The 19,677-nt window shown below is 59.5% G+C and carries 19 protein-coding genes; 11 read left to right on the forward strand and 8 right to left on the reverse strand.

The features are described from left to right. The first annotated feature begins 43 nt into the window (after positions 1-43). Together GYN01_RS04140 and GYN01_RS04145 are read left to right on the forward strand one after the other, a co-directional pair. Entirely contained in the window at positions 44-646 is a 603-nt protein-coding gene (locus GYN01_RS04140; protein ID WP_203306622.1) for a Yip1 family protein, read from the forward strand. Positions 647-811: 165 nt separating this feature from the next. Further along, the gene (locus GYN01_RS04145; RefSeq protein WP_048400987.1) at positions 812-1,306 is read left to right on the forward strand and encodes a SprT family zinc-dependent metalloprotease; all 495 of its coding nucleotides are present in this window, start codon (positions 812-814) and stop codon (positions 1,304-1,306) included. Positions 1,307-1,355: 49 nt separating this feature from the next. On the opposite strand, the gene GYN01_RS04150 is transcribed toward GYN01_RS04145, so the two are convergent. The 3 genes from GYN01_RS04150 to GYN01_RS04160 form a co-directional block, all read right to left on the reverse strand. After that, positions 1,356-2,690: a dicarboxylate/amino acid:cation symporter gene (locus GYN01_RS04150; RefSeq protein ID WP_048362837.1), complete on the reverse strand. Its 1,335-nt coding sequence runs from the start codon at positions 2,688-2,690 to the stop codon at positions 1,356-1,358. 425 nt (positions 2,691-3,115) lie between these two features. Further along, positions 3,116-4,462, reverse strand: a complete 1,347-nt coding sequence (locus tag GYN01_RS04155; protein WP_048362836.1) for an ATP-binding protein — start codon at positions 4,460-4,462, stop codon at positions 3,116-3,118. Continuing rightward, positions 4,459-5,136, reverse strand: a complete 678-nt coding sequence (locus GYN01_RS04160) for a response regulator (protein WP_048362835.1) — start codon at positions 5,134-5,136, stop codon at positions 4,459-4,461. The genes GYN01_RS04155 and GYN01_RS04160 overlap by 4 nt, the downstream gene beginning before the upstream one ends. A gap of 144 nt (positions 5,137-5,280) precedes the next feature. On the opposite strand from GYN01_RS04160, the gene GYN01_RS04165 reads away from it, so the two are divergent. The 6 genes from GYN01_RS04165 (at position 5,281) to GYN01_RS04190 (ending at position 12,248) form a co-directional block, all read left to right on the forward strand. Then, on the forward strand, positions 5,281-6,024 hold the full coding sequence (locus tag GYN01_RS04165; RefSeq protein ID WP_203306623.1) for a 4'-phosphopantetheinyl transferase family protein: 744 nt from the start codon (positions 5,281-5,283) through the stop codon (positions 6,022-6,024). 150 nt (positions 6,025-6,174) lie between these two features. Next, positions 6,175-7,929 carry an ATP-binding protein gene (locus GYN01_RS04170; RefSeq protein ID WP_048363036.1) on the forward strand — a complete coding sequence of 585 codons (1,755 nt, stop codon included), beginning with the start codon at positions 6,175-6,177 and terminating at the stop codon, positions 7,927-7,929. A gap of 3 nt (positions 7,930-7,932) precedes the next feature. After that, positions 7,933-9,267, forward strand: coding sequence for a sigma-54-dependent transcriptional regulator (locus GYN01_RS04175; RefSeq protein ID WP_048362833.1), 1,335 nt, complete (start codon positions 7,933-7,935; stop codon positions 9,265-9,267). 199 nt (positions 9,268-9,466) lie between these two features. After that, positions 9,467-10,789 (forward strand): MFS transporter, encoded by a 1,323-nt coding sequence (locus GYN01_RS04180; RefSeq protein ID WP_048362832.1) that lies wholly within the window; start codon positions 9,467-9,469, stop codon positions 10,787-10,789. Between the two features lie 419 nt (positions 10,790-11,208). Then, entirely contained in the window at positions 11,209-11,427 is a 219-nt protein-coding gene (locus GYN01_RS04185) for a hypothetical protein (RefSeq protein ID WP_048362831.1), read from the forward strand. Positions 11,428-11,627: 200 nt separating this feature from the next. After that, positions 11,628-12,248: a flavin reductase family protein gene (locus GYN01_RS04190; RefSeq protein WP_048362830.1), complete on the forward strand. Its 621-nt coding sequence runs from the start codon at positions 11,628-11,630 to the stop codon at positions 12,246-12,248. Here GYN01_RS04190 and GYN01_RS04195 read toward each other — a convergent pair whose 3' ends face one another. Both GYN01_RS04195 and GYN01_RS04200 read right to left on the reverse strand, forming a co-directional pair. Then, positions 12,249-12,482, reverse strand: a complete 234-nt coding sequence (locus GYN01_RS04195) for a hypothetical protein (protein ID WP_048362829.1) — start codon at positions 12,480-12,482, stop codon at positions 12,249-12,251. 41 nt (positions 12,483-12,523) lie between these two features. Beyond that, on the reverse strand, positions 12,524-12,853 hold the full coding sequence (locus GYN01_RS04200) for a putative quinol monooxygenase (protein WP_048400992.1): 330 nt from the start codon (positions 12,851-12,853) through the stop codon (positions 12,524-12,526). 316 nt (positions 12,854-13,169) lie between these two features. Here GYN01_RS04200 and GYN01_RS04205 point away from each other — a divergent pair, with 316 nt between their 5' ends. Further along, on the forward strand, positions 13,170-14,099 hold the full coding sequence (locus GYN01_RS04205) for an AraC family transcriptional regulator (RefSeq protein ID WP_048362827.1): 930 nt from the start codon (positions 13,170-13,172) through the stop codon (positions 14,097-14,099). Here the strand turns inward: GYN01_RS04205 and GYN01_RS04210 are convergent. Further along, a complete protein-coding gene (locus GYN01_RS04210) occupies positions 14,094-15,731 on the reverse strand; it encodes a 5-guanidino-2-oxopentanoate decarboxylase (protein ID WP_203306624.1) in 1,638 nt (545 codons plus the stop codon). The genes GYN01_RS04205 and GYN01_RS04210 overlap by 6 nt on opposite strands. A 149-nt stretch (positions 15,732-15,880) precedes the next feature. Between GYN01_RS04210 and GYN01_RS04215 the strand changes: the two genes are divergently transcribed. Beyond that, positions 15,881-16,771, forward strand: coding sequence for a LysR substrate-binding domain-containing protein (locus GYN01_RS04215; protein ID WP_048363035.1), 891 nt, complete (start codon positions 15,881-15,883; stop codon positions 16,769-16,771). Between the two features lie 237 nt (positions 16,772-17,008). On the opposite strand, the gene GYN01_RS04220 is transcribed toward GYN01_RS04215, so the two are convergent. Beyond that, the gene (locus GYN01_RS04220; protein WP_203306625.1) at positions 17,009-17,623 is read right to left on the reverse strand and encodes an NAD(P)-dependent oxidoreductase; all 615 of its coding nucleotides are present in this window, start codon (positions 17,621-17,623) and stop codon (positions 17,009-17,011) included. Positions 17,624-17,671: 48 nt separating this feature from the next. Further along, positions 17,672-18,556: an MBL fold metallo-hydrolase gene (locus GYN01_RS04225; protein ID WP_048362824.1), complete on the reverse strand. Its 885-nt coding sequence runs from the start codon at positions 18,554-18,556 to the stop codon at positions 17,672-17,674. A gap of 113 nt (positions 18,557-18,669) precedes the next feature. Between GYN01_RS04225 and GYN01_RS04230 the strand changes: the two genes are divergently transcribed. Next, positions 18,670-19,575: a LysR family transcriptional regulator gene (locus GYN01_RS04230; protein ID WP_082149365.1), complete on the forward strand. Its 906-nt coding sequence runs from the start codon at positions 18,670-18,672 to the stop codon at positions 19,573-19,575. The last annotated feature ends 102 nt before the right edge of the window (positions 19,576-19,677 follow it).

The following is a 19,677-nucleotide window of genomic DNA, read 5'->3' on the forward strand; positions in this document are numbered from 1 at the left end:
CGTCCCACTGGGGGCGATGCGTCTTACTACAGGAGCGACAGCCATGATCCATCACGTTGTGGGCCTTTTCACCCACCCCGATAAAGAGTGGCGCCAGATCCGTGGCGATGCCGAAGAAAGCATCAGCCACATGTACTTCACCCATACGTTGATCCTGGCCGCGATCCCGGCCATTTCCGCCTTTATTGGTACCACTCAGGTCGGCTGGGTTATCGGCAGCCGTGCCCCGGTGATGCTGACCACTGAAAGTGCGCTGTGGATGACCGTGATGTCTTACCTGTCCATGCTGGTGGGCGTGGGCGTGATGGGGGCCTTCATTCACTGGATGGCCCGGACCTATGACGCGCAACCGAGCATGGCGCGCTGCGTGGCATTCGCCACCTACACCGCCACGCCGCTGTTTATCGGCGGGCTGGCCGCGCTGTATCCGCACATGTGGCTGGGCATGGCCGTGGGCACCGCCGCGATCTGCTACACCGTGTACTTGCTGTACGTCGGCCTGCCAACCTTCATGAGCATCGACCCGGATGAAGGCTTTTTGTTTTCAAGCTCGGTGCTTGCAGTCGGCCTGGTGGTGCTCGTCGCGATCATGGCCTTCACCGTGATCGTATGGGGCTTGGGGGGCGGCCCCGTCTACACCAATTAACGCTCCCGCCCCACCCGCAGGTGCCGCCAAAGGTTGCGAGCGTTGAGTCTTTTAACCGCTCGCAGCCTTCGCCAGCGCCTACCGGGTGCGTGACCATTGAGCAGTAACCGGTTCGGAAGCCTTTGCACTTGCGGCATAATCGCGGCTTCTGGAGAACCGAACCGCATGCCCGAGTTGCTCAATACCCGCGTCGAAGACTGTTTCAAACAGGCCGAAGTGTTTTTCAAGCGCCCCTTCAAACGCCCCGTGGTCAGTTTCAAATTGCGCGGCCAAAAGGCTGGCGTCGCCCATCTGCATGAAAACCTGCTGCGCTTTAACCCCCAGCTGTACCGCGAAAACAGTGAAGACTTTCTCAAGCAGACCGTGGCCCACGAGGTCGCGCACCTGATCGCCCATCAACTGTTTGGCGAACGCATCGCGGCCCATGGCGAAGAGTGGCAACTGATCATGCGCGGCGTGTACGAACTGCCGCCCAACCGCTGCCACACCTACGACATCAAGCGCCGCAGCGTCACCCGCTACATTTACCGCTGCCCCTGCCCCGACAGCGACTTTGCGTTCACCGCGCAACGCCACGGGCTGGTAAAAAAAGGGCGGCGCTACCTGTGCCGTAAATGCCGCGAAACCCTGATATTCAGCGGCCTGACCCGCGTCGAATAACGCGCAATAAAAAACCCATCCGAAGATGGGTTTTTTAATGCGCTGCGCGTTACTTCATCAGTGAAGGGGTTGGGCCTTCAGCCACACCCAAATCGTCTTCAGGGCGGGTTTCTTCCAGCGGACGACCGCCAGAAGCCAGCTCAGCGTGCAGCGTGTCTTCGTCCAGCTCCTTGACCCACTTGGCAACGACCAGCGTCGCGACCGCGTTACCCACCAGGTTGGTCAGGGCACGGGCTTCGGACATGAAACGGTCGATACCCAGAATCAGCGCCAGGCCAGCCACCGGCAAGTGGCCAACCGCCGACAGCGTTGCCGCCAGTACGATAAAGCCGCTACCCGTCACGCCCGCCGCACCTTTGGACGACAGCAACAGCACCAGCAACAGGGTGATCTGGTGCGTGATGTCCATGTGCGTGTCGGTGGCTTGCGCGATAAACACCGCCGCCATGGTCAGGTAGATCGAGGTGCCGTCAAGGTTGAACGAGTAACCGGTCGGGATCACCAGGCCTACAACAGACTTTTTGGCGCCCAGACGCTCCATCTTCACCAGCATGCGGGGCAGTGCGGACTCGGACGAGGAGGTGCCCAGCACGATCAGCAGTTCTTCACGGATGTAGCGGATCAGCTTGATTACGCTGAAACCGTGAGCGCGGGCAATACCGCCCAGCACCACCAGCACGAACAGCACGCAGGTGATGTAGAAGCAGATCATCAGTTGACCCAGCTGCACCAGCGAACCGACGCCGTAAGCACCGATGGTGAAGGCCATCGCACCCAGCGCTCCCAGCGGGGCCAGCTTCATGATCATGTTGATGATGTTGAACATCACGTGGGCGAAGCGGTCGATGAAGTCCAGCACCGGCTTGCCATAGGCGCCCAGGCGGTGCAGGGCAAAACCGAACAGCACCGAGAACATCAGCACTTGCAGGATGTCGCCATTGGCGAAGGCACCGACGATGGTCGACGGGATCACGTTGAGGATGAAGCCAACGATGCTCTGGTCTGCACCCGCGGTCACGTAAGCCGCGACTTTGGAGGCGTCCAGGGTAGACACGTCGATGTGCATGCCGGCGCCCGGCTGCACCACGTTGACAACGACCAGACCGATCAACAGCGCAATGGTGGAGACCACTTCAAAGTAGAGCAGTGCATAACCGCCGGTTTTACCGACCGATTTCATGCTCTGCATACCGGCAATACCGCTCACCACCGTACAGAAAATGATCGGGGCAATGACCATTTTGATCAATTTGATAAAGCCATCACCCAACGGTTTGAGTGCTACACCGGTTTCCGGGTAGTAGTGGCCCAGCAAAATGCCGATGGTGATCGCTACGATCACTTGCACATACAGGGATTTGTACAGTGGCTGACGAGTCGTCATTGCAAAGTTCCTCAAGTGCATCACTCGGCCATCATTCCATCTGAGACCGGCAACGCCCAAAGCGCGAACCCTCCTGTACTTGGAGGGATTTGTTGTGTCGAGCTGCTCTAACGGCAGACCTCTCGCACTTATTGCAAGGCGCGGGCCAATGTTGACTAAACCTCGCGAACGCCCGGCAGCACCCAGCCTTGCAGGAAATTGCAGATAAATCTTGTAGGACAACTTTGGCGGGTTTCCGCCCATTTGGCGTAAATGAACAGAGCAGATGGCGGGTTTCCGCCTGCCAGGCTGGCAGGTCGCAGCTCAGGTACTAGGGCGCGATTGAGGGCGCAGCGTGCGTAAACCGCCGTTATTGGGATGTCTGAAACGATAAATACCTGTGTCGCGACTGCGGGCCTCGTACCTCGACAGCGACGACAGGTGCTTCATAGCGCCGGGAAATAGATGCGGAACGCCGCCCCGCCCAAGGGTGAATCATCGAGGGTCAGTTGAGCGTCGTAGCTTTCAATGATGTCTTTGACCACTGCCAGGCCGATGCCCTGTCCCGGGTGCTGACGATCAAGGCGTTCGCCGCGTTGCAGAATACGCGCGCGCTGATCGGGCGGTACACCGGGACCGTCATCTTCCACGCAGACGTCGATACCTGCTTGAGTGCGATGCAGGCTGATACGCACTTGGCTCAAACACAGCCGCCAGGCGTTTTCCAGCAAGTTGCCGAGCAATTCCAGCAGCGCGTTTTGCTCAATCGGCACATGGCTCAAGGCCGGAATGTCGTAGCTGACGTTGACCCGTTTGTCGCGATAGACCTTCTCAAGGGTGTTGCACAGGCTTTCAACCACCGGGATCAGCTCAACCTGATGGCGCACCAAACCGCTTTTACGCAAGCTGGCCCGCTGCAATTGGTAGCTGATCTGCTGGTTCATGCGTTCGATCTGGGTTTGCAACACCCTCGCCTGCTCACGGTCTTGCGGACGCTGCGCCATGCTTTCACTGACCCCTTGCAACACCGCCAGCGGCGTTTTCAGGCTGTGGGCCAGATCATCCAGCGAATCCCTGTACCGCGCGCGCTGTTCGCGCTCGCTTTGCAGCAGGCGGTTCAAGGAGCCGGTCAAACGCAGCAATTCACGCGGGTGTTGCTCGCTGAGGCTGTCGCGCTCGCCGGTTTCAATCTGGTCCAGTTCCTGACTCAAACGTCGCAAGGCTCGTAACCCCCACGTCAAACCAATCCATAACAGCGCCAGCAACACAAACAATGCCGCGCCAAATCCCAGGTAAAGATTTTCACGCAGCCCGGCGAGGGTCATGTTGTATTCGCGCATGGGCTGCAACGCGACGAAGCTGAAGGCCGCGCTTTTGCCGCCCAGCAGCTTGACCTCCACGTCATAGACGAAGAACTCTTCGCCGTTGTCCTCGCGAATGCTCGCAAACTCGTTGCCGCGCCCGTCATAGCGCGGTTTGTAGTTGATGGTTTCTTCTTGCGTGGCCCGCGAGCGCCACACCAGGTGCCCCTCGCGGTCATAGATGTAGCCGAGCAGGCGACTGTCCGGCAGGTTGAATTGTTCGTCCGGCAGCAGGGCCGGCATTTTCAGGTGATTTTTTTCGACCCGCGCAGCAGAAATCAGGGTGGTGACATCTGAAGCCAAACGCTGCTCGATGGCGTCTTTGAGCGCCAGACTGAAAGCCCCCTGCATGGCCGGTAACAGCGCAAGCATGAACAACACGGCCAGCAACGTGGCCGCGAGCATCAATCTGACGCGCAGCGATCGAATCATCGGCAGCGCTCAGTAAACAGATACCCCAAGCCGCGCACGGTATCGATTGGCTTAAAGCCGTTTGCCCCCTCCAACTTGCGTCGCAGGCGCCCGACCAGCACCTCGATCACATTCGGATCACGTTCCTCGTCATCCGGGTACAGCTGCTCCATCAGTCGGTCCTTGGCCACCACCTGTTGGTGATGACGCATCAGGTATTCCAGAATCCGGTATTCATAGGCCGTCAGCGCCAGCGGCTCACCCTCAAGCCTCGCTTGCTTGCGATTGATGTCCAGCTCCAGTTCGCCCGCAATAATGGTCGATTGGGTAAAACCGCTGGAGCGGCGCAACAAGGCATTCAATCGCGCTTCCAGCTCTTCAAATTGAAAGGGCTTGACCACGTAATCGTCGGCGCCTGCCGCTAGCCCTTCCACTTTGTCCTGCCAGTTACCGCGCGCCGTGAGGATCAGGATCGGAAAGGTCTTGGCGCGTTTACGCAACTCGCGGATCAGCTCCAGCCCGCCCAAACCGGGCAAGCCCAGGTCGATCATCGCCAAGTCGTGGTTGAACTGTTCGCTCTGGTACAACGCTTCTTCAGCATTGGCCACCGCCTCGACCACATGCCCCTTTTCCGTGAGGCGGGTTTGCAAGTGATGACGCAACAGCGCCTCATCTTCAACCACCAGCAATTTCATCGCGCTCTCCCACGCTTGATCGCGCCTGCAAAGGCATAAAACACACCCGCACTCTACGGGTTTGGCCCTGAACACACTCTGAACAATAGCCTAAGAGTACCGGCCCCCTACCCAGCTCGGCCCAGACCCGGCAAAATGCGCGGCATGACCCGACTCCCCACCTTGCCCGCCTGCTGCACGCCATTGCGTGCCGACTGGCCCATGCCCCAGCCACTGCCCGGCAGCGTCTGGCGCAGCACTAACTTCGTTCCGGCACAGCTTGGCGTGGATGACTTTGCGCGCTGTGCCATCGAAATGCCCGCCAGTATTCAACGCTCGGTGGCCAAACGCCAAGCCGAATTTCTGGCCGGGCGCCTGTGCGCTCGCGCCGCCTTGCTGCAATTGGACGGCACCCTTGGCGAACCCGCCATCGGCGAGGACCGGGCGCCCGTGTGGCCCGCGCACATCAGCGGTGCCATCACCCACAGCAACGGCCGCGCCGCGGCGTTGGTGGCGCTCAAGCGTGACTGGCAAGGCATTGGCATCGACCTTGAAAATCTGCTCAGTGCAGAACGCGCGCAGCGTCTGGCCAAAGAGATCCTGACCCCAGCCGAGCTGGAGCGCATGGCCGCCAGCCCTGCTGAGCACATGGCGCTGGGGGTCACGCTGACGTTTTCTATCAAGGAAAGTTTGTTCAAAGCCCTGTATCCGCTGGTGAACACACGCTTTTATTTTGAGCACGCCGAAGTCCTCAGTTGGACGCCGAACGGGCAGGTGCGCTTGCGCCTGCTGACTGATCTCTCTGAGCACTGGCAACACGGGCGCGAGATCGACGGCCAATTTGCGCTGACTGACGGTCAGTTGTTGAGCCTGGTGGCCATTCACGGTTCGCCGCATCAGCGCCCCTGACGTCACGTCCGAGTGCGCCCTGCACAATCGCTTCACCCGCTCATGACATAGACCTGCGTCATGCTTTATGCGGCTTTGCGCAAACGCCATTATTGGCCCGGCATGCCTGCATGCTATCGTTTGCGCCCCCTAATCGAGCGTATGGCCACTATGCCCGTGACGTCCCGTTCTCTGCGTTTGGCGCTGTACACCGTGTTAATCCTGATGGGAGCGGCGGTGGTTGGCAGTTGGGCCATGCAGCAGGCCAAGCAGCATGCATTAGAAGAAAGCGCCCGACGCGGCCCCGAGCAGTTGAACCTGTATGCCAACTCGCTGCATACCCTGATTGAACGCTACCGCGCCTTACCGGCTGTTTTGGCACAAGACCCCGAGTTGATTTCGGCGTTGGCGGGGCCGATCACCGCCGACATACAGACACAGCTCAACCGCAAACTTGAACGTATCAACGGCGCCGCGCAGTCTTCGACCCTGGAGTTGCTCGACAGCACCGGCCTGGCAGTTGCCGCCAGTAACTGGAACACCTCCAACAGTTACGTCGGCCATAACTACGGATTTCGGCCTTATTTCAGCCAAACCCGCAGCCAGGGCACCGGGCGCTTTTTTGCCGTGGGTGTGACCAGCGGAATTCCGGGCTACTTTTTATCCAGTGCATTGCACGATGCCAACGGCGCGTTTTTGGGCGCTATTGTGGTCAAGCTTGAATTCCCGGAGCTGGAGCGCGAATGGAGCCAGGGCAACGACACGCTGCTGGTCAGTGATGCACGAGGCATTGTGTTTATTGCCAACCAGCCCGGCTGGCGTTATCGCCATCTGCGCGCGTTGAACGACACTGACCGCAGCGAGATTGCCACCACCCGTCAATACGACAAACAGCCGCTCAGCCTGATGGCCACACGCACGCTGCAAAGCTTTGGCGACAACAGCTACCTGAGCCGGGTTGACGGCCCCGGCGGCCCGGCCGATTACTTGTGGGGTTCACTGGCGCTCAAAGCCGAAGGCTGGACCTTGCACTTGTTACGCAAGCCGCCCACTGCTGCCGAGGATGGACGAAATGCGGCGCTGGCCGCCATCGGCCTGTGGCTGACGCTGGTTTTCCTGGGGCTTTTTTTGCTGCAACGCTGGCGCATTGGAAGGTTGCGCCAGCGCAATCGCGAAGAGCTTGAGCAACTGGTTGAAGCGCGCACCAAAGATTTGCGTACCGCGCAGGACGGGCTGGTGCAATCGGCCAAGCTCGCGGCGTTGGGGCAGATGTCAGCAGCGCTGGCCCATGAAATCAACCAGCCTCTGACCGCCCAGCGCATGCAATTGGCGACCCTGCGCCTGCTGCTCGACCACGGTCGTATTGAGGACGCCTATAAAGCGCTGACACCCCTTGAGCACATGTTGACACGCATGGCGGCGCTCACAGGCCACCTCAAGACCTACGCCCGGCAAAGCCCCAGCGGCCTGCGCGAACGGCTGGACCTGGCCAGTGTGGTCGATCAGGCCTTACAACTGGTAGAACCACGCATGAAGGAAGAAGGGGTTGAGTTGGACATCCAGCTCATACGCCCGGCCTGGGTGCGCGGTGATGCCATCCGTCTGGAGCAAGTGCTGATCAACCTGCTGCGTAACGCGCTGGATGCCATGCGCGACACCCCGCGCAAGCACCTGGAGATTCGCATCGAAGCCGATCAACAGCTGTGGCACTTGACCCTCAGCGACAGCGGAGGCGGTATCAGCGACGAACATTTGGGTAAAATTTTCGACCCCTTCTTCACCACCAAACCGGTGGGGGATGGATTGGGCTTGGGGCTGGCGGTGTCTTACGCCATTGTTCACGAACTCGGCGGCCGCCTGACCGCTTGCAACCATGCCGATGGCGCGCTGTTCACGCTGACGCTGCCCATCGCACAGGAACTTTGACCCATGCTCAACTCGGTAATCGTGGTCGATGATGAAGCCAGCATTCGGTCTGCCGTGGAACAGTGGCTGAGCCTGAGCGGCTTTGAGGTGCAGTTGTACAGTTGCGCCGAAGACTGCCTGAGCCAGTTGCCCGCACACTTTGCCGGGGTGATTGTCAGCGACGTGCGCATGCCGGGCATGGGCGGGCTTGCCTTGCTCACACGTTTGCAACAACTGGACCCCGATTTGCCGGTGATTTTGCTCACCGGCCACGGCGACGTGCCGATGGCCGTCGAAGCCATGCGCGACGGCGCCTACGACTTTCTGGAAAAGCCCTTCAGCCCGGATGCGCTGCTCAGCAGCCTGCGCCGCGCCCTGGAAAAGCGTCAGTTGGTGCTGGAAAACCGGCGTTTGCATGAACAGGTCGACCTGCGCGAACAGATCGAGGGGCGCCTTTTGGGCGTGTCCCGCAGCTTGCACACCTTGCGCCGCCAAGTCATGGACCTGGCACCGTTGCCGGTCAATGTATTGATTCGCGGTGAGACCGGCAGCGGCAAGGAGCTGGTTGCCCGTTGCCTGCATGACTTTGGCCCGCGTGCCGACAAACCGTTTGTGGCGCTCAACTGTGCCGCCATCCCTGAGCAATTGTTTGAAGCAGAATTGTTCGGTCACGAAAGCGGCGCCTTTACCGGGGCGCAAGGCAAGCGTATTGGCAAGCTCGAATACGCCGATGGCGGCACCTTGTTTCTCGACGAGATCGAAAGCATGCCACTGGCTCAACAAGCCAAACTGCTGCGGGTATTGCAGGAGCAAAAACTGGAGCGGCTAGGCTCCAACCAAAGCATTCATGTGGACTTGCGGGTGATTGCCGCCACCAAACCGGACTTGCTGGAAGAAGCCCGCGCCGGGCGGTTTCGCGAAGACCTGGCCTACCGCCTGACGGTGGCCGAATTGCGCCTGCAACCCTTGCGCGAGCGCCGCGAAGACATCCCGCTGTTGTACGAATATTTCTCGCGCAGCGCCGCTGAACGCTTGGGCCGTAGCGTGCAACCGATGAGCGGCGTGCAATTGACCACACTGCTCAGCCACGACTGGCCAGGCAACGTGCGCGAACTGGCCAACGTGGCCGAGCGTCAGGTGTTGGGCCTGGGTGAACCGCAATGGGATGAACCTGAGGTGGGGCAATCGCTGGTGGCCCAACAAGAAGCCTTTGAGGCCCAATGCCTGCGCTCAGCCTTGACCCGGCACAAAGGCGATATCAAGGCAGTAATGGCCGAGCTGCAACTGCCGCGCCGCACGCTCAACGAAAAAATGCAGCGTCATGGCTTAGTGCGTGAAGCGTTTTTGAATGACGCTTGATATCGGTTCGCAGGCGCTGGCTCAGCCGCATCGGCGGAAATCCGCTCACCGCAAAGTGTGAATCAGCGGATTTCCGCTCACTTATCAATTGAACCCCTTATAAACCGGGGGTTCACATCTTGGCACAACTCCTGCTATTGCCCCGTAAGCACGCGTTTTGACGCGCTATAACAAAACCAAAAATAGAAGGATCCATTTAATGGATAACGCCAGTTCCCTGCCTGCCGGGTCGGCCTCTACGACCCCACCAGAAAAGACCACCTCCAGTCGCATCAAATCCATTTTCAGTGGTTCCGTCGGCAACATGGTCGAGTGGTACGACTGGTATGTGTACGCGGCTTTCTCGCTGTACTTCGCCAAAGCCTTTTTCCCTAAAGGCGACACCACTGCACAACTGCTCAACACCGCCGCGATTTTTGCCGTGGGCTTTTTGATGCGCCCCATCGGCGGCTGGCTGATGGGCCTGTACGCTGACCGCAAAGGCCGCAAGGCCGCGCTGATGGCTTCGGTGCTGCTGATGTGCTTCGGCTCACTGATCATCGCGCTGTCGCCGGGTTACGAAAGCATCGGCGTCTGGGCGCCAGTGCTGCTGGTCTTTGCCCGCTTGCTGCAAGGCTTGTCGGTGGGTGGCGAATACGGCACCTCGGCAACCTACCTGAGCGAAATGGCCACCAAGGAGCGCCGCGGGTTCTTCTCCAGCTTCCAGTACGTGACCCTGATTTCGGGTCAGCTCATCGCGCTGGGCGTGTTGATCGTGCTGCAACAAACCCTGACCGAAGAGCAACTCTACAGCTGGGGCTGGCGTGTGCCGTTTGTGATCGGTGCGCTGTGTGCAGTGGTCGCGCTCTACCTGCGTCGCGGCATGGAAGAAACCGAGTCCTTCAAAAAGACCAAGGTCAAGCCTAAAGAAAGTGCCATGCGCACCTTGCTGCGCCATCCCAAAGAGCTGATGACGGTGGTCGGCCTGACCATGGGCGGTACGCTGGCGTTCTACACCTACACCACGTACATGCAGAAATACCTGGTGAACACGGTGGGCATGAGCATTTCGGACTCGACCACGATTTCGGCTGCCACGCTGTTCCTGTTCATGTGCATTCAACCGCTGGTAGGCGCGCTCTCAGACAAAGTGGGCCGTCGTCCGATCCTGATCGCGTTCGGCGTGCTGGGCACCTTGTTCACCGTGCCAATCCTCACCACGCTGCACACCATCACTACGTGGTGGGGCGCGTTTTTCCTGATCATGGCGGCACTGATCATCGTCAGCGGCTATACCTCGATCAACGCTGTGGTTAAAGCAGAGCTGTTCCCGACTGAAATTCGCGCACTGGGTGTGGGCCTGCCGTATGCCCTGACCGTGTCGATCTTTGGCGGCACTGCCGAATACATCGCACTGTGGTTCAAAAGCGCTGGCATGGAAACCGGTTACTACTGGTACGTCACGGCGTGTATCGCCTGCTCGCTGCTGGTGTACGCCACCATGAAAGACACCCGTAAACACTCGCGCATCGAGACCGACTAAACGTCGTCTGCCAAGGCTGCGTAGCCGCGGCTTCAATGCGAAGCGGTCCTGGACCCAATGACGGCGGTGCCTGTGAGGCACCCCGTCAAGGGGTTTAGCGGTCGCTTTACCGGTTGCTTTGAGTCCTGAGCAACCTGCCCCCCTGCAACTCCCCCCGCCACTCATGAGTAAGATTTTTCGGAATTAATTACCCGTTAATTCTAAAAGCTCACGCTCAGCCTCAATAAAGCCCCTGAAGCGATACGCATTTTGATCGAAGGCTTAACGCCGGAATGATCGCAACGTGGATCGGCGAAGCCTTGCCTTAAAACATCGAAAAAAACGATTCTTTAGTGCTATTTTTTGCGCTTTTTAATCGAATTGATCAGCGTAATCTTAGATCCATACCCACTCAACACCCCCTTACACGGAGCACCACCATGAAAACCTCACTGATCCTCGCCACTGCCCTCTCTGCCCTGGCCCTCAACGCCTTTGCCGCTGACGGTTATGACCGCACCCACTCGTCGAGCTTTGCAGAGGACGGCTACGGCCGCACCCACTCAGCCACGTTTGCTGCCGACGGTTATGACCGCACTCACTCGGCGACCTTTGCTGAAGATGGCTATGACCGCACGCAAGGTGCCCGCTTCAGCTAACACCTGAACGCGGCACATCAGCCCGGCCTCGGCCGGGCTTAGTCATTTTGGGGGACGCAAAACCTGTCGTCGCTGCCGAGGGCTGCGAGCTGATTCAAATCAAGGCCAATCACTCACACCCTGTTGAGACACACTTTGTCTTTCGCCCCATTGCCTTGCACTATAGGGCCTTCTAATTCAGCTGTTTACGGACACTTCTGATGCCTGACGATATCCATTTCTACGAACCATCCCTGGGCCACGGTCTGCCCCACGACCCGTTCAACGCCATTGTCGGGCCGCGCCCGATAGGCTGGATTTCGTCACAGGATGCCCAAGGCCGACTGAACCTTGCGCCTTACAGTTTTTTCAACGCGTTCAACTACATCCCGCCGATCATTGGTTTTTGCAGCGTGGGGCGCAAAGACAGCCTCAACAACATTGAGCAAACCGGCGAGTTCGTCTGGAACCTGGCCACGCGCCCACTGGCAGAGGCCATGAACCAGAGCTGCGCCAGAGTCGGGCCGGATGTAAATGAGTTTGAGCTGGCAGGGCTGACGACTGTCGCGTCGCGGGTGGTGAGTGTGCCGCGGGTGGCTGAAACGCCGGTGTCATTCGAATGCAAGGTGACGCAGATTATTCAGCTGCAACGTGCGGACAAGGCATTAGTGCCCAGTTGGCTGATTCTGGGTGAAGTGGTGGCGGTGCACATCGCCAAACATCTGCTCAAAGACGGGATTTACGACACGGCCGCCGCCGAACCGATCTTGCGCGGCGGCGGCCCGGCAGATTACTTCCAGCTTGGCCCTGAAGCGCTGTTCAAAATGCACCGCCCTCAATAACTACCAGACCAGTTCAGCGTCTTCGCTCACGCCTTGAAGGGCGTGAAGTTGCTGCTCGGCGGCGGCATCGGCTGCCGTCGCGGTGCTGAAGGTCTGGCCCGGCAAGATCGTGTGAAAGCGCGGTGCACCACCTTCGTACAAGGCTTTAACGGCTATCGCTGCGTGGTAAACCCCAGGTTCCACCGGTACCACTGCCGAGACGGCTTCAAACTGTGCAAATTCCTTACGTGCCATGTTTCAAATTCCGGCCTGTGAAAAAGCGGCATTCTACCCGCTTAACCGGTGCGCTGGCGCAAACCTGCGCAGGCCACATCGCTGAAGGTCTGAAAATCCAGGTGATCGACAACCTGTTCATGCACCAGGTCGCTGTAAACCTGCATCACCGGTGAGTGGAAGTACGCCTGCATCGAGGGTTCATCTAGCCAATACCCTGCGACGTGCCACAGCAACGGGTCGCTGTGGGAATGTTGCAAGGAAAAATGCAGGCAACCTGGCGTTTGCAGCGTAGGTTCAATCAGTTGGTTCAGGCATGTCTGGACTTGCGCCGCACAGCCAATGCGGGCGCGTACCAAGGTCGTGTGACTGACAACAGGGGACTGGGGCATGGTGGCCTCCACAAAAGAAAGTGGCGTGAGGGGAGGTTCAAAGCTTGGGGGCCACCGTCACCTGACCGTTAGTCGATTCCTGCCCCTCGATTGCACAATCGTGCCAAACAGTACACTCGCGAAAAAATCATCGTCCATGCACTCACCCCACTCTCAGCCGCCCTTTCAAGCAATCTCCCGGCCCTGAAACGCCGTCTGCACATCACTTGCGGTGTGGCCTGACAGGATCAGGCAAGTGTGCGGCAGAAATTGGCTACCCCCCTGCCTTGCACAAACTTAAGCTAGGGTCCCATCACCGCTGAATCAGGACGTGCCGATGTCACTGCTGGAACCGCCCCAGGCCACACTCGACGCAGCCCTCGAAGAAAAGCGCGTGGAGTTGGCTGACCTGATCTACCGCCATACGCGCGAGGACGGCACCGTCGAAAGCGCCGTCGGCGCGCTGTTCATGTCGCGCTACAGCTACTCCAGCGACTTTTCGCCCAGCTTGCCGCAACCGGCCTTGTGCATCCTCGCCCAGGGCCGCAAAGAAGTGCGGCTGGGCGATGAGTATTTCGCCTACGATCCGCTTAATTATCTGGTGGTCAGCGTGTCGATGCCCATCAGTGGCCGGGTGGTGGAGATATCACCCGAACGTCCGGTCCTGGCCCTGCGCCTGGACATCGACCCGATGGAAATCAAAACGCTGATCAGCGATGCCGGGCCCATAGGGATGCCGTCGCGCACGGCTGGACGCGGCCTGTACGTCGAGCCAATCGATCAAGTCATGCTTGACGCCCTTTTGCGCCTCACCCGGCTTCTGGACACCCCGCGAGACATCGCCATGCTCGCGCCGTTGATTCGCCGCGAAATCCTTTACCGCTTGCTGCGCAGCCCACTGGGCTACCGGCTGTATGAAATTGCTACCGAAAACAGCCAAACCCACCGTGTGAGCCGGGCCGTGTCATGGCTCAACGGTCATTTTGAGCAACCGCTGCGTATTGATAGCCTGGCCCGTGAAGCCAATCTCAGCGTGTCGACGCTGCATCACCGCTTCAAGGCAATGACGGCCATGAGCCCGCTGCAATACCAGAAACAACTGCGCCTCAATGAAGCACGCCGCTTGATGCTCTGCGAAGGGCTGGACGCGTCAGCGGCAGGCTATCGCGTGGGGTATGAAAGCCCGTCGCAATTCAGCCGCGAGTACCGCCGCCAATTCGGCGCGCCACCGGTCAGGGATCTGGCGCGCCTGCGCATGCGTTTATAAGCCCAACGATTGCTGCCACTGGTGTTCATCAATCTCGATCACGCTAGGCCCCTGTCGGCCTGCCGCCGTGGCCAGCGCCGTGCGTAATTGCGCTTCATCCGCCACAGATTCAGCCGCGCAGCCCAACGCTCTGGCGACACCCACCAGGTCGGGAGTGTAGATGTCGACACCGACTGGCTCGATACCGCGGTTGAGCATGTATTTTTTGATTTCGCCATACCCCTGGTTATTCCACAGCAGCACGATGATGGGCGTGCGCGCTTCCACCGCGCTGGCCAGCTCCGGCAAGGTGAATTGCAAACCGCCATCACCGATCAGACACACCACCGGGCCACCCGCCTTGCCTGCGGCACGCCGCCCCAACCATGCGCCAACAGCGGCAGGCAACGCATAACCCAGCGTGCCGTAGCCGGTGGCCGAGTTGAACCAGCGCCGTGGCTGCGCAGGGTTGAAGGTGAAATTGCCGGTATAGACGGGTTGGGTGGAATCGCCCACGCAGACCGCGTGTGGCAAGACGTCGAATACGCTGTGTATGAAGTGCGTTTGCGCGCGGGTCGGCGCGTCCCATTGAGCATCCACTTCAAGGCGCAAGCGTTGCGCGCGAGCAGCCCCCCAAGCGGTTTCGCGTGGGGCCAGCGAACGTTGACTGAGCGCAGCCAGTAACGCCTCCGCGGCCAACCGCGCATCGGCCACCAGCGCCAGCGTCGGCAGATAATTGCGCACCGTCTGGTCGCTATCAATGTCGATGCGCAGCAAAGCGCCGGGGATCTCAAATCCTCCGCCAAAAAATACGTCGTAGTCGGTTTCCGCCAGCTCCGTGCCGATGGCCAATACCACATCGGCCTCAGCCACCAATGCCCGGGTGGCCGCCAGCGATTGCACCGAGCCGATCAATAACGGGTGTGCGGCGGGCAGCATGCCTTTGGCGTTGATGGTCAAAGCAACGGGGGCGCCTAAGCGCTCAGCCAGTAACGTGAGCGCCGGGGCCGCGTCAATGGCGCCGCCTCCGGCCAGAATCAGCGGACGTCTGGCGTGCATCAGGCGCTCGCTCATCTGCTCAATAGCCGCGACTGAAGGGCCGGGGCGCGCGAGGGTCATCGGCGGGCTGTGGGGCAGCGCGTCTGCATTTTCAACCAGCACATCCAGCGGGATTTCGATATGCACCGGCCTTGGCCGTGCGGCCTGAAACAGCGCAAATGCTCGCGCCAGCACGCCGGGCAACTCGGCCGCCGACATCAAGGTGTGGGAAAACGCGGCCACGCCCGCCACCAGCGCACCTTGATTGGGCAACTCATGCAGTTTGCCGCGCCCCCCGCCCAACTGGCTGCGCGACTGCACGCTGGAGATCACCAACAGGGGGATCGAGTCTGCGTAGGCTTGGCCCATCGCCGTGGCGATATTGGTCATGCCCGGCCCGGTGATGATGAAACACACGCCCGGTTTGCCGCTGCTGCGCGCATAGCCGTCGGCCATAAAGCCTGCGCCCTGCTCATGACGCGGGGTGATGTGCCGGATGCTGGAACCTGCCAACCCCCGGTACAGCTCAATGGTGTGCACGCCGGGAATACCGAAAGCGTGCTCAACGCCGTAGGCTTCCAATAACTTGACCAACACTTCGCCGCAGGTTGCCATCAATTACGCCCTCTCTTGTTGTGCCTGGGACTGGACATCGCAGTCTGGACGATGGGGTCCCGATGGCAACCATTGAAGCGAGCGCAGGTAGCGCGCACAACGTAAACCTGCTCATACTGGCCATGTCCTGCACGCATGGCTCAGCCCCTATGAAACGCTTACCGCCTCTTCCCGCCTTGCACACATTTTTGATCACGGCTCACCACTGCAACTTCACCCGGGCGGGTGAGCACTTGCACATCACCCAGGGCGCCGTCAGCCGACAAATCGCCGGGCTTGAAGATCAATTAGGGTTTGCGCTGTTCCACCGTCAGGCGCGAGGTTTGAGCCTCACCGAACAGGGCCAGGCATTACTGCCGCGTATTGAGCAAGCCTTTAACCTGATCGACGAAGCCATCGAACACGCCAGCATTCGTCGCACACCGCTGCAACTCAAAGCCCCGAGCTGCCTGTTGCGCTGGCTGATGCCCAAGTTGCAGGACTGGCAAGCCCTGCGCCCCGACGTACCCGTCGAACTCACCAGCAGCGTGCAACATGGGGTAGATTTTCGGCATGAGGCGTTTGATGCTGCGGTGGTCTACAGCCCTTTACCGGGGCCAAAGCGCCAAGGCCAACACTTGTTCGACGAACAGCTCACCCCGGTTTGCGCCCCCCAGTTGTTAGAGGGCAGCGCATCGCTCAACAGCCTGCGTGACCTGGAGCAACACACCTTACTGCACCCCAGCCGTGACCAACGCGATTGGGCGCTGTGGTTGAGTGCGGCGGGCGCGGATGTTCCTACAACGCGTAAAGGGCAGTATTTCGACACGCTGGACCTGGCCATGACCGTGGCGGCGCAAGGCAATGGTGTCGCGATTGGCGACTGGTCGTTGGTGGGGGACGATGTAAAGGCAGGCCGATTGGCCATACCGTTTGATTTGAAGGTAAAAACCGGCGCGGCGTATTACCTGGTGTGCCCGCCCCGCAGCGAACCGTCCGCGCCCTTGCATGAACTGATGCACTGGCTGGTGGAAAAAGCCGCAGAGACCCGTAGCAGCTGACGCGTAAACCATTGACCGCTTCGCGCTCGATCGCAGCCTCGTGTGACTCGTCAGCGACTACAAAACGTGGATAAGCGTGTAGCCGCTGTCGAGCGTGCGAGGCTGCGCAGCAGTTGCAAAACCATTCAACCGTGTGCGACGGGTACACCTCAGTGCCTGGGTTTACGACCGCTTCGCGCTTGATCGCAGCCTCGCGTGACTCGTCAGCGACTACAAAACGTGGATGACCGTCGGGGCTCAATAACCGACCGTGAAACGCTGACGCGTGTGCTTGGGCTGCTCAACTTCGTCGAGCATCGCAATGGCGAAGTCGGCAAAGGTGATCCAGCTTTTGCCTTCAGCGCTGACCAACAGGTGGTCTTGCCCCAAACGGAAAGTGCCCGTGCGCTCCCCCTCTACAAACTCGGCTGACGGCGAGAGGAACGTCCAGTCCAGGTCCTTCTCGGCACGCAAGGTGTCCAGATAAATGCCGCCTGCCGTGGCCTCCGGTTTGTACGCTTCAGGAAAATCGGGGCTCTGGATGACTTGGCTGCCATCCGGTAGCAACAGAGAACCGGCCCCGCCCACAAACAGCAAACGTTTAACACCCGCTTTTTTCACCGGTTCGATGATGGCCGCAGCCGGCAACGTCGAAAAATGCGCCGCGCTTAATACTACATCGCTGCCGGCAACAGCCGTTTGCAAAGCCTGAGCATCGTTAACGTCTACCTCTTTGGTCACTACCCCCGCACGTTCGCCTATTTTGGAGGCGTGGCGCGCAATGGCGACCACGCTATGACCACGACGCAGCGCCTCTTCCAGCAGTTGGCTACCCGCACGCCCGGTGGCGCCTATGATTGCAATGTTGCTCATGACGTTCTCCTGTTGAATGGACAGATCAGATTTCACTGAGCGCTTGAATCACCACTTCATTTCGCCTTTGGCCACTTTGGCACTCAGTTCCAGCGAAGACTCTTCGGCCAGGTCCGGGTAGCGTTTTTTCATTGCCGCAATCAGCTCGCCCGCGTTTTTGGCTTTCAGGGTTTCTTCATCAAACGCCTTGATGTAATCACGCGTGAAATGCACGGCGTTTACTGAGCGGTCGTTATCACCCATGTAATGACCAGGCACCACCGTCAGGGGCTGCAAGCTGTCGATACGTTTGAGAGTGGCCAGCCACTGTTTGTGGGATTGAGGGGTTTGGGTGTCGGCCATCCACACATGGATGTTGTCGGCCACCACCACACCACCGACCACGGCCTTGAGCGATGGAATCCATACAAAACTGCGGTCCGGCTGCTTGCCATTGAGGCCGATGACGTCCAGTTCGCGACCTTCCAGTTGCAGGCTATTGCCTTTGAGCACTTGAGGCACGATCAGCTTGGCCGGTACATCAACCCCCATTTGCGGGCCCCAAAACGCTAACTTGGCGTCTTTGGTGTGGTTGATGTGTTCCACCGTGGGGGCTGAGGCCAGTACTTTTGCGTCCGGGAATGCCTGGGTCAGGGTTTCAAGACCGAAGTAGTAGTCCGGGTCGCCGTGGCTGATGTAGATGGTGGTCAGGTGTTTGCCACTGGCGCGGATTTTATCCACGACATGCTGGGCTTGAGCCTTGCCGAATTGGGCATCGATCAAAATGGCGTCTTTGTCACCGCTGACCAGCACTGAAGACACCGGAAAAATGGCCGCCGCGCCAGGGTTGTAAACGTCCAGGGTCAAGGGCGCTGGCGCCGCTGCGGCATGGGCCGCAAAACCCAGCGCAACGGCGCTGAGGAAGAAACGACGCAGGGTTGTCAGTGCTGTCATGAGTGTGTCCGTAGTCAAGAGGCCAAGGTCGGCGATGAACAAAGCTTAGCCGCACGGTCAGGCATAAAAAATGCGATGCTGCGACATAGTTTGTTTCACAAATCGGGCAAATCATGGACCGTCTCATTGCAATGCGGGTGTTCGTCACCGTCGTCGACCTCGGCAGCCAGTCAGCGGCGGCCGATCACCTGGACCTGTCGCGCCCGGTGGTGTCGCGCTATTTGGCTGAACTGGAAGAATGGGTGGGCGCGCGGTTGCTGCACCGCACCACGCGCAAACTGAGCCTGACGGCCGCAGGCAATGAAACCCTGCCCCGCTGCCGCCAATTACTGGAACTGTCCGAAGACCTGCAGGCCGCTGTCAGCACCGCCGGGGATGCGCCTCGCGGCCTGTTGCGCATCAGCGTCAGCACTTCGTTCGGGCAGTCACAACTGGCCGCGGCAGTGACCGACTATGTACGCCTCAACCCCGGCGTCACCATTGATCTGCAAATGCTCGACCGCACCGTGAATCTGGTGGACGAGCGCATCGACCTGGCAATCCGCACCAGTAATGAGCTGGACCCCAGTTTGATTGCCCGCAAATTGACCGTGTGCCGTTCGGTGCTGTGCGCGGCACCCGCGTACTTGCGTGAGCACGCAACGCCACGGCAGGTAGATGACCTGAGCCTGCACAACTGCCTGACCCATTCCTATTTCGGCAAAAGCCTGTGGCATTTCACCTGCCAGGGCGAAGACGTGTCGGTGCCCGTACAAGGCAATATCAGCGCCAACGAGGCCAGTACGTTGCTCAGCGCAACCCTCGCGGGCGCAGGCATTTCATTGCTGCCCAGCTATCAGGCTGGCGTGCATGTGCATCGAGGCGACCTGGTGCGCTTGCTGCCCGACGCCGAACCCAGAGTGATGAACATTTATGCCGTGTACGCCTCGCGCAAACACATGCCGGCCGCGCTGCGCAGCATGCTCGACTTTCTGGCAGAGCGTTTCACAGCAGAGCCTGCGTGGGACACAGGTTTGTAACAGGTAGTCCATTTGAGGGATGAAGGCTTACAAAGGCAGTCGTACAACGGGCGTGGCAAGTCCGATGGTCTGTACTAGCTTTAAAAGTGTGACGTCTAGGTA

It is taken from the genome of Pseudomonas weihenstephanensis (assembly GCF_016812185.1).
GTDB classification, from domain to species: Bacteria; Pseudomonadota; Gammaproteobacteria; order Pseudomonadales; family Pseudomonadaceae; genus Aquipseudomonas; species Aquipseudomonas weihenstephanensis.

Coding starts and splice junctions, on each gene's coding strand:
- GYN01_RS04140 (WP_203306622.1), top strand. CDS start 44: ATGATCCATCACGTTGTGGGCCTTTTCACCCACCCCGATAAAGAGTGG.
- GYN01_RS04145 (WP_048400987.1), top strand. CDS start 812: ATGCCCGAGTTGCTCAATACCCGCGTCGAAGACTGTTTCAAACAGGCC.
- GYN01_RS04150 (WP_048362837.1), bottom strand. CDS start 2,690: ATGACGACTCGTCAGCCACTGTACAAATCCCTGTATGTGCAAGTGATC.
- GYN01_RS04155 (WP_048362836.1), bottom strand. CDS start 4,462: ATGATTCGATCGCTGCGCGTCAGATTGATGCTCGCGGCCACGTTGCTG.
- GYN01_RS04160 (WP_048362835.1), bottom strand. CDS start 5,136: ATGAAATTGCTGGTGGTTGAAGATGAGGCGCTGTTGCGTCATCACTTG.
- GYN01_RS04165 (WP_203306623.1), top strand. CDS start 5,281: ATGACCCGACTCCCCACCTTGCCCGCCTGCTGCACGCCATTGCGTGCC.
- GYN01_RS04170 (WP_048363036.1), top strand. CDS start 6,175: ATGCCCGTGACGTCCCGTTCTCTGCGTTTGGCGCTGTACACCGTGTTA.
- GYN01_RS04175 (WP_048362833.1), top strand. CDS start 7,933: ATGCTCAACTCGGTAATCGTGGTCGATGATGAAGCCAGCATTCGGTCT.
- GYN01_RS04180 (WP_048362832.1), top strand. CDS start 9,467: ATGGATAACGCCAGTTCCCTGCCTGCCGGGTCGGCCTCTACGACCCCA.
- GYN01_RS04185 (WP_048362831.1), top strand. CDS start 11,209: ATGAAAACCTCACTGATCCTCGCCACTGCCCTCTCTGCCCTGGCCCTC.
- GYN01_RS04190 (WP_048362830.1), top strand. CDS start 11,628: ATGCCTGACGATATCCATTTCTACGAACCATCCCTGGGCCACGGTCTG.
- GYN01_RS04195 (WP_048362829.1), bottom strand. CDS start 12,482: ATGGCACGTAAGGAATTTGCACAGTTTGAAGCCGTCTCGGCAGTGGTA.
- GYN01_RS04200 (WP_048400992.1), bottom strand. CDS start 12,853: ATGCCCCAGTCCCCTGTTGTCAGTCACACGACCTTGGTACGCGCCCGC.
- GYN01_RS04205 (WP_048362827.1), top strand. CDS start 13,170: ATGTCACTGCTGGAACCGCCCCAGGCCACACTCGACGCAGCCCTCGAA.
- GYN01_RS04210 (WP_203306624.1), bottom strand. CDS start 15,731: ATGGCAACCTGCGGCGAAGTGTTGGTCAAGTTATTGGAAGCCTACGGC.
- GYN01_RS04215 (WP_048363035.1), top strand. CDS start 15,881: ATGAAACGCTTACCGCCTCTTCCCGCCTTGCACACATTTTTGATCACG.
- GYN01_RS04220 (WP_203306625.1), bottom strand. CDS start 17,623: ATGAGCAACATTGCAATCATAGGCGCCACCGGGCGTGCGGGTAGCCAA.
- GYN01_RS04225 (WP_048362824.1), bottom strand. CDS start 18,556: ATGACAGCACTGACAACCCTGCGTCGTTTCTTCCTCAGCGCCGTTGCG.
- GYN01_RS04230 (WP_082149365.1), top strand. CDS start 18,670: ATGGACCGTCTCATTGCAATGCGGGTGTTCGTCACCGTCGTCGACCTC.